The 15,880-nt window shown below is 50.2% G+C and carries 15 protein-coding genes; 2 read left to right on the top strand and 13 right to left on the bottom strand.

What is annotated here, in order from left to right; genetic code table 11:
* Positions 1-30: 30 nt before the first annotated feature.
* The gene (locus HP398_RS15210; protein ID WP_173623003.1) at positions 31-738 is read left to right on the top strand and encodes an ArsR/SmtB family transcription factor; all 708 of its coding nucleotides are present in this window, start codon (positions 31-33) and stop codon (positions 736-738) included.
* On the opposite strand, the gene HP398_RS15205 is transcribed toward HP398_RS15210, so the two are convergent.
* From HP398_RS15205 to HP398_RS15160, 10 genes are all read right to left on the bottom strand, one after another.
* Positions 739-1,626, bottom strand: a complete 888-nt coding sequence (locus HP398_RS15205; RefSeq protein WP_017251252.1) for a DMT family transporter — start codon at positions 1,624-1,626, stop codon at positions 739-741. It lies immediately after the preceding gene.
* 95 nt (positions 1,627-1,721) lie between these two features.
* On the bottom strand, positions 1,722-2,867 hold the full coding sequence (locus tag HP398_RS15200; protein WP_173623072.1) for a GNAT family N-acetyltransferase: 1,146 nt from the start codon (positions 2,865-2,867) through the stop codon (positions 1,722-1,724).
* A complete protein-coding gene (locus HP398_RS15195) occupies positions 2,860-4,194 on the bottom strand; it encodes a F390 synthetase-related protein (RefSeq protein ID WP_173623002.1) in 1,335 nt (444 codons plus the stop codon). Before HP398_RS15195 ends, HP398_RS15200 begins: the two co-directional genes overlap by 8 nt.
* On the bottom strand, positions 4,182-5,033 hold the full coding sequence (locus tag HP398_RS15190) for an MBL fold metallo-hydrolase (protein ID WP_173623001.1): 852 nt from the start codon (positions 5,031-5,033) through the stop codon (positions 4,182-4,184). The genes HP398_RS15195 and HP398_RS15190 overlap by 13 nt, the downstream gene beginning before the upstream one ends.
* Positions 5,023-6,024, bottom strand: a complete 1,002-nt coding sequence (locus HP398_RS15185) for an NAD-dependent epimerase/dehydratase family protein (protein WP_173623000.1) — start codon at positions 6,022-6,024, stop codon at positions 5,023-5,025. The genes HP398_RS15190 and HP398_RS15185 overlap by 11 nt, the downstream gene beginning before the upstream one ends.
* 15 nt (positions 6,025-6,039) lie before the next feature.
* Positions 6,040-7,215, bottom strand: coding sequence for an ATP-grasp domain-containing protein (locus tag HP398_RS15180; protein ID WP_173622999.1), 1,176 nt, complete (start codon positions 7,213-7,215; stop codon positions 6,040-6,042).
* On the bottom strand, positions 7,205-8,200 hold the full coding sequence (locus HP398_RS15175; RefSeq protein ID WP_017251258.1) for a beta-ketoacyl-ACP synthase III: 996 nt from the start codon (positions 8,198-8,200) through the stop codon (positions 7,205-7,207). The genes HP398_RS15180 and HP398_RS15175 overlap by 11 nt, the downstream gene beginning before the upstream one ends.
* A 180-nt stretch (positions 8,201-8,380) precedes the next feature.
* The gene (locus HP398_RS15170) at positions 8,381-9,076 is read right to left on the bottom strand and encodes a response regulator transcription factor (RefSeq protein WP_017251259.1); all 696 of its coding nucleotides are present in this window, start codon (positions 9,074-9,076) and stop codon (positions 8,381-8,383) included.
* The gene (locus HP398_RS15165) at positions 9,073-10,530 is read right to left on the bottom strand and encodes a sensor histidine kinase (protein WP_173622998.1); all 1,458 of its coding nucleotides are present in this window, start codon (positions 10,528-10,530) and stop codon (positions 9,073-9,075) included. Before HP398_RS15165 ends, HP398_RS15170 begins: the two co-directional genes overlap by 4 nt.
* 27 nt (positions 10,531-10,557) lie before the next feature.
* Positions 10,558-11,463 (bottom strand): hypothetical protein, encoded by a 906-nt coding sequence (locus HP398_RS15160; protein ID WP_173622997.1) that lies wholly within the window; start codon positions 11,461-11,463, stop codon positions 10,558-10,560.
* A 174-nt stretch (positions 11,464-11,637) separates the two neighbouring features.
* Here HP398_RS15160 and HP398_RS15155 point away from each other — a divergent pair, with 174 nt between their 5' ends.
* Positions 11,638-12,516: a proline iminopeptidase-family hydrolase gene (locus HP398_RS15155; RefSeq protein WP_173622996.1), complete on the top strand. Its 879-nt coding sequence runs from the start codon at positions 11,638-11,640 to the stop codon at positions 12,514-12,516.
* 240 nt (positions 12,517-12,756) lie between these two features.
* Here the strand turns inward: HP398_RS15155 and HP398_RS15150 are convergent, their stop codons facing one another.
* From HP398_RS15150 to HP398_RS15140, 3 genes are all read right to left on the bottom strand, one after another.
* Positions 12,757-13,743: a FecCD family ABC transporter permease gene (locus HP398_RS15150; RefSeq protein WP_173622995.1), complete on the bottom strand. Its 987-nt coding sequence runs from the start codon at positions 13,741-13,743 to the stop codon at positions 12,757-12,759.
* Positions 13,740-14,732, bottom strand: coding sequence for a FecCD family ABC transporter permease (locus tag HP398_RS15145; protein ID WP_017251264.1), 993 nt, complete (start codon positions 14,730-14,732; stop codon positions 13,740-13,742). Before HP398_RS15145 ends, HP398_RS15150 begins: the two co-directional genes overlap by 4 nt.
* A gap of 71 nt (positions 14,733-14,803) precedes the next feature.
* Positions 14,804-15,784, bottom strand: coding sequence for an ABC transporter substrate-binding protein (locus HP398_RS15140; RefSeq protein WP_017251265.1), 981 nt, complete (start codon positions 15,782-15,784; stop codon positions 14,804-14,806).
* Between the last annotated feature and the right edge of the window lie 96 nt (positions 15,785-15,880).

Here is a 15,880-nt window from a genome sequence, read left to right as displayed (position 1 = left end):
GAGAAAAAGGATGAGGAGGTCCACTGTCTGATGAGTACCAGTCCGAATATTATAGAGGTCGCATCTCTCATAGGAGAACCATCCCGCGTCTCCATCCTTGTCAGCCTGATGAACGGTAAGGCACTCCCCGCCAGTGAACTCGCCCGAAACGCAAAAGTCACCCCTCAAACGGCAAGCACGCATTTGGCAAAGCTGGTGGAAGGCGGTCTTTTGGTCAGCGAATCGCATGGCCGACATCGCTACTATCGCCTAGCCAACCCCGAAGTCGCCCAAGCCATGGAATCGTTAATGACTATCGCTGCACCTAAGCCGGTTCGTTCCTTGCGCGAGTCCGACCAATTGCGAGCCATCCGCTATGCTCGCACCTGCTACGACCATCTCGCAGGCGAAGTGGGCGTTGCCCTGACGCAGAGAATGCTGGAATTGCAGTTGATTGAAGCATCCGGTCAAGACTACGTACTCAGTGAAGCCGGAAAAAATAAGCTACAATCACTCGGCGTTGACCTTTTGACAAAGCCGAAGAGCAGGCGTCGTTTTGCCCGTCCGTGTTTGGATTGGAGCGAGCGTCGCCATCACTTGGCAGGCAGCCTCGGGGCCTCACTCACTAACCGATTTTTTGAGCTTGGCTGGATCGAGCGAGTACCAGGAGGGAGAGCAGTCCGTGTCACGCCGTTAGGCAGCTCTGGATTTATGACCGAGTTCGGACTGCATGTGGATGAATGCAAAAAGCACAGCTAGCTACTCTGCCAGCTGTGCTTTTTCACTCATTTGCCTTCGCGGAGCAAACGTCCAATTCACCAGGAAAATCCCTGCGAAAATCAACAATCCGCCCATATACACATGCCATTGCACGACCTCACCGAGCAGCAACCACCCCGACAAAACACCGAAGAACGGAGCGAGGAACAAGAAAGCACTCGTCCTGCCCGGATCTCCGTGATTCAGCAAGTAAAACCACGTCGCAAACTGCACAATGGAAGCCATAATCGCGAGCCATAGGACGATGAACACAGCGGTCGGTGTCACAATCAGCTTCGGCGTTTCCAGCGTGAACCCCATAACAAGGAGAAGAATTCCTCCGAACAACATCTGATAGGCAGTCATCACCCACACATTGAAGCGGACTCCCCACTTTTTGACGAGAATCGTAGCAATTGACCACGCCAGGGCGGACCCGATGCCGAACAACGTCCCAGTCTCCCATTGCAGATGGAAGCCAAGCGTGATGAACACCCCAACCAATCCAATCAGAACGCCCATCCATTGCGTCAACCGATAGGATATTCCTAGAAACAGCGTTCCCCATATGACCACGAGCAGTGGGTTCATAAACGTCAGGATCGAGGATTCACCCGCTGTAATTGTACGCAGACTCAAAAAGATACACCCCATGACGGCGGCCGTCTGCAAAAATCCGATCAGACACAGCTTCCCCCAGTCACCCGCCGACTTCGGAAGCGGCTTTTTCCATACCCACGCTCCCATGATCAGTCCTGCTAACGTAAAACGCAGTCCTACCAGCAGCAATGGTGAAAAATAGGCCAATCCAATTTTTCCTACCGCAAAAGACGAGCCCATCAATGATGTCGTCACGACGACAAGTATCCCGAACAAAATTCGATTCATGGCGTTGTTCCCCCGTTTCAGGCAAGCTACTTGTTTCTACTTACATGTAGTGTACCTGACGGTTAGTTCGATGAGGGTCGAAGTGTGCAAATGGTTTACAGTCGGTACTTCTCCACCATTTTGATCCCGATTTGATTCAGCAAAACAGCGAGTACCTTCCAGACCAATTGACGATAATACGGCAAATGTTTGACATACACCGCTGTATATTCCGGTTCCCCCTCGGCTCCCCTGTCCGCTTTGAAAGCACCTACGCCCGCACTTTGATGGAGCAGGATGCCCTTGCTCTGTGCTTCTTGTACCAAGAGGCACGACAGCATCCGATACAGCCCGGTCTCTTTGGGAAGCGTCGTATCATAGCCAAATAGCGGTGTCGTCATCACACCATTTCGCTCAAAATAGCCAAGAATGCCGTCCAACCGTCCGTCTTTTTCCAAGCCGATGAGGGTCAATGTCCTCTTTTGCATCGCCAGTCGGACGAACTCCACCGAAAACTGTGGATTATGCTGGGAGTATTTATCCAGATACAGCGCGTTATATAAAGCAACGATTCGCTCGACATGCTGTTCTCCCAGCTCCTCATGACGCAGGATGCGATAGCCGGATTTGGCAAGCATTTTCCGATCGCGGTTGAGCGTATTGCGGACCCGCCACTTGCCCTGCGCTGGCCAATCGGGGTGAAACAGATAGACGTAGCGACTGGGAACCATGAGATAGCCCTTCTCTACGAGTCCCTTGTAGAAATCCGGGTACAGCCTGCGACAAACAGATCGAAACGCGATGATATGACCGGGGAACTTTTGGATGCCGTTTTCCGTGATGTCCTTCACTTCATCTGCACGCACATCATGATACAGATTCGTCGATAACAGCCAATTGTTGACGATGACCATTTGGTTGCATTGGCTTTTTTTCATCCAGCGTCCAAGCCCTGTGAGTACAGTCGACAATACCCGCCTCAACACCCCTGAATCGAGCATACTTAGCTCTTCCTTCGCGTACGTCACGTAATGGGTAAACACCGAACTGACATACGAATTGTCGTACTCGGTATCGTTCACCGTTACGGGCATGATCCGATCGCCTACACGGAGTACATGCATCCGCGTCTGTACATTTTGCACATAGCGGGATGGTTGTTCTGTCATCATGGGCAACAAATAGCTTTTGGCGTAGTCGGCATCCTGCGCCTGTTCCCAAGGGATTTGCCCCACCGAGGTCCCTTCATACCATTCAATCAATGGCCTGCTCACCTTGAACAAACATCCTCTCTACCCGCCGCAATTTTTTCGTACCGAGATTCAACTCGTACGGCGCAAACACAATCGCAGGCAATTGTCCTTGCTGATCGGCAATGACTCGCTCCAGACCTTGGCGTACTCGCTCCTGCTCTTGCGTGGACGGTCCGTCTCCATCCTTCATGAGCAGTGCTACCTCCACTTGCTCATAGCTTAGCTGCCGTACCGTATACTCTTCTATCGCATCAGATGAGGTAATGACGGCACGGCGGATGAAATCAGGAAAGACCGATACCCAACGGGCTTCCGTTTCATGGCGAAAAACAAACAAATCATCTGCCCTGCCCTCAATCGATTCCAGCGCCATAAATACAGAGCCGCACGGACATGGCGTACGTTTTTCCGTCAAAATGTCGTTCAAACGATAACGGATAATCGGCTGTGTCGCCCGGGAAAAATCTGTGATGATCGGAAAGAAACGCTCCTTTTGCTCATCGAGATACTCCTTTTCCACCACCACGATGTCTTCATTGACATGCAATGTCCCGTGTGAGCAGCTCACCGCAAGCAGCCCTTCTGTGCATTGATAAATTTGATGCACGATCTGCCCGAACACTTCTGCGATGTATGTTTGATCCAACGGGTCCAGCACTTCTGCCACCGAGATCACCTTGATCGGAGATATCCGCAATTTCCCTTGACGCTGGGCAGTCGCGAGCATTCTCAACATCGAGGCGGGCGCAACCAACACCGACGGCTGATACTGATTCAGGTGATCAAGGTGCTGATCGAGCGGTATTTGCAGATCGAAGAACGAGAATTGAATGCGACGCCTGTTGACCGCCGTATACAGGTTGCTATTCGCTCGCAAGAAAAAAGCAACCCGCTGTGTCGACCATAGCTGACCAGGCAGTGCTTTCGCCAAAATCACCCCTGCCCATTTCGCCTGCTCCTGCGGTCCCACGAGAAAAAGCCCGCGATTACCAGATGTCCCAGAAGATAGTCCTACGGTCACACCGTTTAATTGGGGAGTGAAATCGCGTGTCGTTTCTGCTTTCAGTCCAATCGCAAATGCTTCTTCCTTCTTGATTCCGCACGTATTCAACTCGTCAAAATGGTCCATCATGTGCTTTTTATCAATCGGCTCCATCTGTCTCCATTGTTCTGGCGCTCCCAATCTCTTTCGGTAAAAAGGAGAAGCTGGCAAAGTGCGAGACAACATCGCTCTGACCTGCGCTTCTTGCCATTTTACCAGCTGCTCACGCGAGGAAAAACGACGGGCAAGCCACTTCGTTTTTACATACTGCTTCAAGAGCGTCATGATCTCCATGTGAACTCTCCTCTGCTGGCCTGCCAGACTTCCCCGCAGTGTGTCGGCATGATTTTCATGTCGGGACGTTGGCGGGATAGCACATGCAGCTTGTGCAAATGCTCGCGATACGCCTGTCGATCCGCCATGATCAACCTAGCCAGCGGGTGAGGCAACAAGTTGCCGCGATAGGCTTCACTCGACCAAGCGGCATCCGCACACAAAAATACATCTCCATGATCCCGATCGCGCAGGAACACACCAAACTGCCCGATTGCATGTCCGTTCAGATCGACAATGTACAAACTCTGATCCGCAAATAAATCATAGCCTTCGGTGTATGGCGCGTAAGCCTCTGGCAATGCCACTAGCCCTCCTAGATCAATGAAAGTCACCCGTTCTTCGAAATCGTCAGGCATCAAATCAGGCAAATACGCCTCCCGTAGCGCCGCCCACCCCGTCTTTCCCTTGACGTGGTTGTAGGCACTCTCAAAGCAGTATAGTCGCGCATGCGGAAAATCGCGCAAACCGCCAATATGATCCGCATGAAAATGGGAAATAAGAATACCTGCTATATCTGTCGTTTTGATTCCACGTGCTGCGAGCTGCTCAGAAATACTCTCATGTACCTCCGAGAATACGGGGGTTATTTTGCCGTATAGCGAATAAGGAAGCTTGCTCGTGGCTTCAAAAAAGCGCTGCGAATAGCCCGTATCAAAGAGCAGCAAGCCATGGACGGGATGCTCGATAAGCCCTACGATGGCGTGAAACGGGATGTTTTTCATCCGGCCGCCTTTTCGGGAAAACATCTCGAGCTGCTGGCAGTAGCCCGTGTCCATCAGCGTTAGTTTAACGTCCATCATGCGTCCTCCACCAATCTGTAAACGTCTCGATGCCCTTGGCAATGCTCACCCGCGGTTCATAGCCCAGATCGCGCTTCGCCTTTGAAATGTCCAGGGTTTGTGATTTGGCGAGCACACCTACCGAGTAACGCGTCAAAACCGGCTCGCGATAGCCCAAAACGGTCTTGGAGAGTGTCTCCAGTACCCAAGCTGCCGCATACGCCTTCCAATATGGCAGCTCGCGCGTTTTCAGTGGAACTCCCAAGCGACGAAACACATCTGACAACACCTCAATCATCGTCACTGGTTCCCCATTTGTAATGTTGTAAGCCTGTCCCAATGTGTATGCTGGAGAATCCATGCACAAGATCAGCGCGTCCACGACATTTTCCACATAGGTCAAATCAATGATCGCCTTGCCTCCGTCGATCAGCGGAACGAATTTCTTTTCATTGGCGCGGATCAATCTGGGAAGAATGGCATTGTCCCCAGGGCCAAACAAGGCCCGAGGACGAATCGTTATCGTCGGAAGCCCTGCAAGAAACGCCTTGTCGACTTCCAGCTCCGCCTGGTATTTGGTCTGTGCGTATGTATTAGCAAACCGTACGGGCATCGGCTCATCTTCGCGGATACCCAGCTTGTCGTCAAAAGCAAAATAAATACTCGGCGTCGATACATGGACCAGACGCTCTATGCCGTGTTGCTTGCAGCCCTCGATGACATGAATGGTCCCTGTCACATTCGTCTCGTACATGTCACGATACGTTCCCCACGGGGAGGAAAAAGCAGCCGCGTGATGCACGATGTCCTGATCGCGGCAAGCCTTCAACATGGCTTCTCTATCTTTTAGGTCTGCCCGAAGGAATCGAATACCCTGCTCCTGCAATTGCCGGCCGATTCGCTCGTCTCGTCCTTGCGCTGTCACCTCATAGCCCATTTCATGCAGTCGCGTGGCCAGCTTCTGCCCGAGAAACCCTGTCGCCCCTGTTACTAGCACTCGCTTGTTCATATCTTCCTCACGTCCTTACGACTCTTCTCCGTTCCATTCGATATCGCTCGTACTACAAGCGATCATGCTTTTTCTCGTTCGAAAACTCTGCCAAGCCAAATCTGCCAGCATGGAGAACTGATCAAAAAAAGGCCATGGATCATCCCACCTAAACAGTACATCCCTCGCAGAAAGCAGGTCGCTCACCCAACGCTTTGCCTTCTTGCCATTCGTCATGCCAGCAAGGCCGTATGTCAGCATTGCCATCCCTAGCATGCAAGCTTGTTTTCCAGCAGGGACAACGGTTTTTCCCCGATCAGAAAAGTAAGCAGTCGCAGCCTCTTGCTGTCCTGTAAACAAATGCACACCGCTTGTCAGGCGTGGATTGCATTCGATCACGTATAACTCTCCCTGCTCATTCTCAATGAAATCAAACGCGATTTGTCCGCTTAACTTATGCCGTTGCACGAAGCGACTAACAAATTCTCTTACCTGTGGATGGGCTGAATAGGCGAAGTGAATCGAGGCCCCTTGCCCTGCTGTATGTATTGTTTCGTAATCGGCGTACAAGGCGAGCTGCCCATCCTGAGCAACCGCGTAGCTGCACACCTGTTTTCCTTTTATAAACTGTTGGACTAGCCATGGCTGCCCAACTGTCGGTTCGGGTAGCATAGACTGCCCTGCCGCAAAGGACGGGTCTGCCACGATCTGTACATGAGCGGCAAAGCGCGAATAGACGGGCTTCAGCACAACAGGCCCGCTTGCTTGTAGCATGGCCTCCCGCAGTTGAGCAGGAGATTGTACCCGAACTGTCTCTGGAACCAGTGCTCCCACCTCGCGCGCCATTTCGGCAAAAAGCCATTTGTCGTGCAACGAACGCAGTACCTCGATACCTTCTACAAGCACTTCACCAAAGTCAAGCAAGCGATCCCGCCCGCGCGAGACGTAGAATATCTCTTCACAAGTCGGGATCAACAGATCGATGCGCTCGCGCTGCATGATTTCGCACAGCTTTTCGATATAAGCATCGGGCTGCTGACGGGGAGGAGGCACTTGGTAGGAGCGCTCTACATAACGAGAGTGCTGGCATAAATGTCGCCGCGCACTCTCTGCTACAATGACTCGATGTCCCACAGAACCCAGCAAACGCGCTAGCTCTAACGTAGCTGGAGCTCGTCCTCCTGTCAGCAAGACTGATTGTTTAGTATTCAAGCACAATTCCTCCGAGAGACAAGCCGGCAGATGTGCCCAGCAGCATCAGGTGATCGCCTCTCTGTACCCGATTCTGCCCAATCGCTTCATGCAGCGCCATTGGAATGGAAGCTGCGATGACATTGCCATGCTCTGCTAGAATGTTCACCATTTGCTGGTCGCTAAAACCGAGCTTGCCTGCCATGATCCGCATCGCCATTCCACTGGCCTGATGAGGAATGACTGTACGAATTTGCTCCTTGGTTACGGAGGCTCCGGACAGCAAGCGATCCACAAATCCGGTAATCAGCTGTGAGGTCAGGCGAAAAATTTTTCTTCCGTCCATATCAAATGCAAAGTCTGCTTCTCGTCCTTGCGCAAATTGGCTCGGGTGGATCAGCGTACCGCCACCCCTTATTTCGGAATAGTGCGCCCCTTCACTGTATGTTTTCATACTTGAACCCAAGATGCGGGAGCTTTCTGTTTCAGGCGTCCTGCCGATGACAACAGCCGCAGCTCCATCTCCGAACAACACACAACTCTCTTTTTGCTCCCAATTCAAACCTGCGGAGGATATCTCAGATGAAATAATCAAAACTCGCTTGTAAATACCAACCGCCATCTGGCACGACATCACATCCAGCGCAGTGACGAAGCTAAGGCATGTCGCATTTATATCAAAGCAAGGAATACCTGATTTGCTTAGTTGAAGCTCTTCCTGAATCAAGGCAGCCGTGCATGGGATTTCCTGTTGCGCCGTTCCGCTTGCACATACGATACAATCGATATCGTGAAGAGAGAGGCCCGCCGCTTCCAAAGCACGCCTAGCAGCAATGGCTCCCATCTGTGCTGCCGTTTCGTTCGTTACAAAATGCCTGACGCTAACCCCGGACTTTTTCTCTACCCATCCAGCCGCAAGTCCCAGCTTTTCTTCCAGTTCTGCTGCTGTCACACGCCGAGTGGGCAAGTATTTCCCTGTTCCGAGGATTTTGATTTTTCTCTCCATGATCTGTGTCTCCCTTAGCTCGCGTTACTCACACACTATTCGACATCTGCCATTTATTTTACCTAAGTTTGTCGATTTTTGGTAAACAGAATAAACACTTGGTACGAAATACCCAAGTGTTTACGTATGCAGTATTTCTTTATTGCTCTCACAAAAGATAGTTCACTCGTTTCCACCTATTTATAGTAAAAATCGATAACCGACACCCCACACCGTCTCGATGTATTGTGGCTTAGCCGGATCGCTTTCTATTTTTTCCCGCAGCTTGCTGATATGCACCGTCACCGTCGCGATATCCCCGTAGGAATCGAGACCCCAGATTTTTTCAAACAGTTCCGTTTTGCTAAATACCCAGTTCGGGTGGGTTACCAAAAAGAGCAGGAGGTCGTATTCCTTGGAAGTGAAAGCTACTTCGTTTCCATTGATATAAACCCTCCGCGCCAGCTTGTCGATGCGAACCCCACGAAGCCTGATCTCCTCTTTTGCCGTACGCGGTTTGGAATCGGAGACGAGACGGTCGTAACGGGCTAGATGGGCTTTGACCCTCGCTACCAGTTCGCCCAAGCTAAACGGCTTACTGATATGATCGTCGGCCCCTAGACCCAGACCACGGATCTTGTCGATGTCTTCCTTTTTAGCGGAGACGAGCAGGATCGGAATATTTTTGGCTTTCCGGACTTGCTTGCAGATTTCAAAGCCATCCACGATGGGGAGCATCAGGTCTAGAATCAGGAGGTCATACTCCTCTCGCAGTGCCTTTTGTAGGCCCGTATCCCCGGAAGTAGCGACATCGACCGAGTAGCCGTTTGCCTCCAAGTAATCCTTTTGCACCTCTGCGATCACCGTGTCATCTTCAATAATTAAAATGTGTTTCATTCCATGTCACCCCCGGCTCTCTTGAGATCTGGCAAGGTAAAACAAATGCGGGTTCCGCGTCCGCTTTCACTCTCCGCCCAAACACGACCACCGTGCCCCTCCACAATTTGTTTGACGATGGCGAGTCCAAGACCACTGCCTCCCATGGCCGAATTACGCGAAGGGTCCGCCCGATAAAAACGGTTAAAAATATGGGGCATGGCTTCTTTTTCAATTCCTGTCCCATTGTCTGAAATCGCCACAATCACTTCACCGTCAGCTTTCTCCACTTCCAATAGGATCAGCTTCTCGTCCTTGTTCAAGTACTTCAGGCTATTGTCCACGATATTCATGAGCACGCGATGAAGTTTTTCCTGATCAGCCATGACTGGAATCGGACTTTCCTTATGCTCGTCATAGCGAATAGAAACGCCGTTCATCCGCGGATCTAGCCGCAGCTCCTCGGTAAACTGAGCCATATATGCTCGCATATCGACTTCTTCAAAGTGAAAGGGAAGCTTGTTCAAATCCAGTCTCGAGAATAAAAATAGCTCATCAATCAGACGGTCCATCTGTTCTGATTTGATGGCAATCATCTTCATATATTTTTCCCGCTTCGCTTCTGTGTCCGCAATCCCTTCCTGAACCGCTTCCACACAGGCTTTGATTCCTGTTATGGGTGTTTTCAGATCGTGGGAAATACTAGAAATCAATTGTTTACGATTTTCTTCATACTGAAGCTGCAAGTGGATCGAATCATACAATCTGCCACGCATCTCTTCAAATGCTTCTCCCAGCTCTCCTAGTTCATCTTTGCGATGGAGTTGAACAGGGCGCTCCAGATTGCCTTCTTTCATTTCGTTCGCTGCCTGCTTTAATGCGTACAAAGGTCGAATGATACTGCGTGAAACAAGAAACGTTAGTACACCGTTCGTCAGCGCCACAATCGTTAGAAGACTGAGAATCAATGCGATAAAAAAATAAATGCCTGTCTGCATAAATGGGAAAGAATTTGCGAGGAAGTAGAGCTTTCCTTTACTCTGATCAGCAAAAGTAAACTCGTACGTATCAAACGTGTAGCTGTCCTGTTGAAACTGCTTCCAGCTATGCATGCGCCCCTGATCCGGCTGATCCTGCAAATAGTCAGGCAAGTCAGCGCTATCAATCGACTGGGAGAGGAATAGTACTTTTTCGTCCTTTGTCAGTATCAATGCTCCGCCAACTGCTTGTAGCTGCTCATCCGTCTCTGTTAGCATGTTCTGGTTCGTCAATTGATTGGGAGCGTATTTGGCCATGAATGTGACACCAGCAAACAACTCGTCTCGTTTATTGAGAGTATCACGAAGGAACGGTTTGCCTGCTTCTCGTTCCCCCCAAAAGTAATTCGCCAATCCCGATGCCACCAATCCAAACAAAACAAGGGGGATAATAATCATGGCAATATAGGAGAGCAAAAGTCTTGTTTTGATCGACATGGTTCATCACCCCCTTGTAGTCATGGTTTACTCGGAATCGGAATGCTTCGTCCAGCCTTTTCTCCCTTTGTTCTTCATGTCCTCACGGGAAACCTTCTCAACTTGTTTGCCTGTAAGATCGATGCGATCAGGTGTGGTCGTACCCAGATCGGACAAGCGGATATCCAAAGAAAGCTGGAGCTTGTGGACTTTCCCAGACGCGTCCGTTCCCGAGAGGTGCACCACAGCAGATTGCTGTTCGATTTGATTTTTTTCGTCGATCTTGGCGTTCAGCGATACTTGGTCCACTTGAAAATCCTCTTGCAAGCGAGGAAGCTGGACAGATAGATGGTTTTCAGAGGAAGACGCTTCTTGACTATGTTCGGCGAGCTTATCGTAGAGAATAGGTCCAGCTGCTTGAATAAATGCCGGAATTTGCGTTTCGGAGAGCTGAAGCGACGTACGCTTGCCTCCATCCGGTAGATTCTCAACGGTCGCGTTTTTTCCGAGATCGCCGAATACCGTAGCAAACAGCTTATGCATCATGGCGCCGCGTTTGTTATCGTCGTCATTTTCTGGTTGGTGTCTTCTATCCATTTTTTCCATGACCCGATAAACGTTACTATCCCCTTTTTTAACCACAACTTGATCCTTTTCCAGAAAGGCCTGCATGCTTTTCTCGCCCAGCGTGTCTGTAAAAGTCGCATCTACATTTCCGATGTGCTGGTTATGATCGATCTTTGCGACTCCCTCCAGTGTGAGCAACTTCGCTCCGTTGTCTGTGAGTGATAGCTGCGCGTGGGCCGTCATGCTTTTCGCTTCCTTCGTCTGATGCAGGGCTGATTCATATACACCCATCGTCGTGCTATCCGCACTCGCTGATGCCCCATACCCCCAAATCAATGCTCCTGTGACTCCAACCGACAAGCCGATACCTAACCATTTTTTTCGCATGATGATCCCTCCTATTTTCATCGAAAGCAACTGTCATCGCTTTCTATACCAGTGATGATAAATAGAGGGTCTAAACACGCTCTAAATCAATTCTAAAAAAAGTGTAAAAACAATTCCATATGCTATATTGAAAGAAGAAGAGATCAGCATGAACCTGAAGTGGAGGCATTATCTATGAGCATGCAAGAAGGCTATATTGAAGTTCCTGGCGGAAGAGTATGGTACAGTCGTGTCGGCGAAGGGGAGAAAACGCCTCTGATCGTCCTTCACGGAGGACCTGGCAATACGCATGATCCGCTCAAATCAACGCTTCATGTCTTAGGCAGCGACAGACCCGTCATTTTCTACGATCAGCTCGGGTCAGGAAATTCCGATCGCCCAACTGATCTGACTCTTTGGAAAACCGAACGCTTTGTGGAAGAGCTAGCTTGCATCAGACAAGCCCTTGGTTTAAAAGACGTTCATATCCTGGGGCACTCGTGGGGCACGATGCTAGCAGCAGCCTATTTGGTGGATGCTAAGCCGGAAGGGGTACAGAGCATCATCTTCTCCAGCCCATGCCTGAGCGCAGAGCGTTGGAAGCACGACGCAGATCGTTTAATCGAGCAATTGCCAATGGATGTGCAACAAACCATTGCCACACACGAAGAGCAGGGCACAACTGATTCACAAGAATACCAGGATGCCATGAAAGAATACTACAAGCGCCATGTGTGCCGCCTTGATCCAATGCCAACAGTCATGACAGAAAGCCGTCCAAAAGCAAACAAAGAGGTTTACATGACGATGTGGGGACCTTCTGAGTTTTGCCCGACAGGGAATCTGAAAACATTCGACTACACACCAAAGCTACATCAAATCAACATCCCTTCCCTGTTCGTTTGTGGCCGTTACGATGAAGCGACGCCTGAATCGACAGGTTTTTATCAGTCTCTGGTGCCAAACGCCGAGCTCCATGTCTTTGAAAACAGCTCGCATGTCGGCTATTTGGAAGAGACAGACGAATACGTGCAGGTTATCCGCAGCTTTTTGCAAAAAGCAGATACGAAATAAAAGCGCCGCAGCCTCGCTGGCTTAGCCTGGCATATAAAAAAACGGAAAGACTTCGTATCGCTGAACGATGCGAGTTTTTCCGTTTTTTTCAACCTTCGAGTCCTCCTTCTTTTTTTAAGTAAAGAAGGAAATTAAGTATGTTTAACCCTAATATGATAAAAAACATATAGGTGGACATCGCATCTCCACTTAATGAAATTCATGGCAAGCATGTCCTTTTGCAAGATTCGGTCCCTTCTTTTATACTCCTCTTCTTTTCTCTCGTCCGATCAAATACAAGAAATACGGCGCCCCAATGACAGCTGTCACGATGCCCACGGGAACCTCCATCGGCGGCAAAAGCCATCTGCCTAGCCCATCAGCGGCGACCATGAGCGTAGCACCGAGCAGAGCAGCGACTGGGAGAAGAAGTGTGTGCTTCCCACCTACCAATCGACGAGCGATATGCGGTGAGAGCAGACCCACAAACCCGATGGAACCGACAACCGCCACACATGCTCCTGCAAGTGCGACAGAGGTTACCAAAAGGACAACACGCAGGCTCGACACATCCTCGCCCAAGCCTTCTGCTACATCATCTCCGAGGGACAATACGTCGAGCCGGTACGCCAATAAATAAGCAATCGGTAAAAAGATGAGTATCCACGGAAGCACCGCCCATACGTGTTCCCATCCCCTTCCCCACAAGCTGCCTGCCATCCAGAGCAGTGCCGCATTGACATCCCCCGGATTTTTGACCATCAGGTATTGGATGCCCGCCTGACAAATGACCCCGATGGCGATCCCTACCAGCGCTAAAGTAGCGGGCTGGACGCGTTTTCGCGCGGTATATACATACAAAATAACCGCGACAACTGCCGCACCCCCAAATGCCGCTAACGGTAGCAAATAAGCAGGAGATTTTGGAAAAAGAAAAATAACGATGGCAGAGGCGAGCCCCGCCCCTTTGGTGATGCCGATTACATCAGGAGAGGCCAAGGGATTGCGAATCATTCCTTGTAAAATAGCACCGGATACCGCCAAGCCTGCTCCAGCAAGCATGCCGAGGACAACACGCGGCAAACGATACTCTCCAATAATAAAGCTATGATTTTTCGGCCCCGTCCCGAAAAGCGAATCGACTACCTCACGCGGCGATATGGACACCGCCCCAGTTCCGATACTGATAACAGCGGTGACGATGAGCAACAGAAGTAAGGCAGGTGCAATACTTTGTCTGCGTGTCATGAAGCTCTCCTCTCCTTACCCACTAAATAGAGGAAAAAGGGAGCGCCCAGAAAAGCGGTCACGATGCCTACTGGCGACTCATACGGATACGCGATGAACCTGGCAAGAACGTCGGCATAGACCAACAGCAATGCACCGAGCAACGCTGTAATCGGGAGGTATAGCTGACTCTCTCTCCCTAACAAAAGTCGGGTCAAATGAGGCACCATCAATCCGATAAAGCCGATCGGACCAGCAACGGCAACAGCCGAGCCTGCGAGTACGATGACAATGATTCCACAGATCGTCCGTACCCGAAATACATGTTGTCCAAGATTTCTGGCCACATCCTCACCCATACGCATAATCTCGATGGAGCGAGCCATATAAAATGCAAGCACGAGCCCCGCGATCGACCAAGGCAGCACACGGTTCACATCCGTCCAATCTGCTCCATCCAATGACCCTGCAAGCCAAAACAGGACTTGATCGGTAGAGTGCTGATGAAACAAGATGAATGCCTCTGTAATCGAAGCGAGAAACAGATGGACGGCTGTGCCAGCCAAAGCCAGCTTAACAGGAGTCATCCCCCCAGCCGCACCGAGATAGTACACCGCAAATCCACCTATGACAGCCCCGCCAAAAGCGAGTGGCGCTAAAAAAGGCACCGGGAGATTTGGCAAGAGTACCAAGACAGCTACGACAGCCATCGATGCACCTGCGTTAACCCCAAATGTCTGTGGAGAAGCAAGTGGATTGCCTGTCATTGCTTGCATAATCGCACCAGCCACACCGAGACCGGCCCCAATGATTACCGCCAATAGCGCTCTTGGAAGCCTGAGCGTCGTCACAATCAAATGCTCCTGAGATGTAGAGGGGGCAAAAAGGGATTTTACGCCACTCACCAACCCCATGTCTGTCCAACCAACCGAGATACTGACGACTAAACCAAAAACGAGCAGGAGCATTCCTGCCGAAAGAACGATGCCCGCCTTTGAAGCTCCCTCCATAGGTACAACCTCCTCCCGCAAAAACGACGGGATCGATGTCAGCTATGACACCCATCCCGCAAAGCTTCCTCTTATTTGCTAGAAAGAAGCGTTACTGCTTCCTCCGAACTTAACTCTGATCCGATCAAGCCCCGCGACAGCGCCCATTTATTGCGTGCTACTTCAAACACCTTGCCATTTTTTACGGCGTTGATGTTTTGCCAAAGTGGGTTCGTCTTCCATTCATCCACAATCGTCTTGTCACCTGTTTTCATCAAAAACAGTACGTCTGGATTGAGGGCAACCAGCTGTTCCAAATTCGTTTTTGGATACGCCTCTTCACTCTTTGCCGCATCCTCCAACCCGAGGTATTCCATCAAAGAACCCGCATAGGAAGCATTGGAGTGAGCAAAGAATCCGGTCGGGTTCACTACTGCTGGCAGAACCTTCAGCTTGGCATCTGTTTTTGGCAGCTTCGCTTTGATAGCCTCCATTTTCGCTTGATGCTCGTCCAAGCGTTGTTTGCCCTCTTCTTTCATGCCCACTGCATCCGCGATTACGGCGTAATTAGCTAGCATATGCTCATAGTTCGCTTGGTGGTCATTCAGTACAATCGTCGGTGCAATTTGCTTTAATTTGTCGTATACAGCCTTGTGCTTGTTCAAATCTGCAATGATGAGATCAGGAGCAAGGGAACTGATCAGCTCCATGTTTGGTTCGTAACGAGAACCGAGTGATGTATAAGTTCCTACTTTTTCTTTCACCTCAGGGATGATCAGATTCGCATCACTGTCATCAGAGATTCCTACAGGAGCTACACCCAATGTCGCCAAAGCATCTGCAAAGGAAAAGTCCATCACGACAATGCGCGTAGGCTTGCCCACAATTTCCGTTTCTCCCAGCTCATGCTTGATCACTCGTTTTTCACTTGAAGCTGCTGGCGTAGACTCTGTATGGGTCGCAGCTGCTGGAGCTGTTCCCTCTGCATTTTGTGTCGCTGTACCGCAACCACTCAAAAAGACAGATACCATAAAAATAAGAAGAAAGCCGGGTAACAACAGTCTTGCTCTCATGATGAGAAAACCTCCTACCAAAATAAAACTCTATCGAAATTGAAAATCATTTTCAATAGAGATTATATCGATAGCCACTATACCATACCATGAAGA

Origin of the sequence: Brevibacillus sp. HB1.4B, from assembly GCF_013284285.1 — a bacterium.
In the GTDB taxonomy this organism is placed as follows: Bacteria; Bacillota; Bacilli; order Brevibacillales; family Brevibacillaceae; genus Brevibacillus; species Brevibacillus porteri.
The sequence above is the reverse complement of the archived record's forward strand: the minus strand, read 5'-3'. Positions and strand labels throughout refer to the sequence as shown.

Coding starts and splice junctions, on each gene's coding strand:
- HP398_RS15145 (WP_017251264.1), bottom strand. CDS start 14,732: ATGGAGGGAGCTTCAAAGGCGGGCATCGTTCTTTCGGCAGGAATGCTC.
- HP398_RS15140 (WP_017251265.1), bottom strand. CDS start 15,784: ATGAGAGCAAGACTGTTGTTACCCGGCTTTCTTCTTATTTTTATGGTA.
- HP398_RS15170 (WP_017251259.1), bottom strand. CDS start 9,076: ATGAAACACATTTTAATTATTGAAGATGACACGGTGATCGCAGAGGTG.
- HP398_RS15205 (WP_017251252.1), bottom strand. CDS start 1,626: ATGAATCGAATTTTGTTCGGGATACTTGTCGTCGTGACGACATCATTG.
- HP398_RS15210 (WP_173623003.1), top strand. CDS start 31: ATGAGTACCAGTCCGAATATTATAGAGGTCGCATCTCTCATAGGAGAA.
- HP398_RS15195 (WP_173623002.1), bottom strand. CDS start 4,194: ATGGAGATCATGACGCTCTTGAAGCAGTATGTAAAAACGAAGTGGCTT.
- HP398_RS15165 (WP_173622998.1), bottom strand. CDS start 10,530: ATGTCGATCAAAACAAGACTTTTGCTCTCCTATATTGCCATGATTATT.
- HP398_RS15175 (WP_017251258.1), bottom strand. CDS start 8,200: ATGGAGAGAAAAATCAAAATCCTCGGAACAGGGAAATACTTGCCCACT.
- HP398_RS15150 (WP_173622995.1), bottom strand. CDS start 13,743: ATGACACGCAGACAAAGTATTGCACCTGCCTTACTTCTGTTGCTCATC.
- HP398_RS15160 (WP_173622997.1), bottom strand. CDS start 11,463: ATGCGAAAAAAATGGTTAGGTATCGGCTTGTCGGTTGGAGTCACAGGA.
- HP398_RS15190 (WP_173623001.1), bottom strand. CDS start 5,033: ATGGACGTTAAACTAACGCTGATGGACACGGGCTACTGCCAGCAGCTC.
- HP398_RS15155 (WP_173622996.1), top strand. CDS start 11,638: ATGAGCATGCAAGAAGGCTATATTGAAGTTCCTGGCGGAAGAGTATGG.
- HP398_RS15185 (WP_173623000.1), bottom strand. CDS start 6,024: ATGAACAAGCGAGTGCTAGTAACAGGGGCGACAGGGTTTCTCGGGCAG.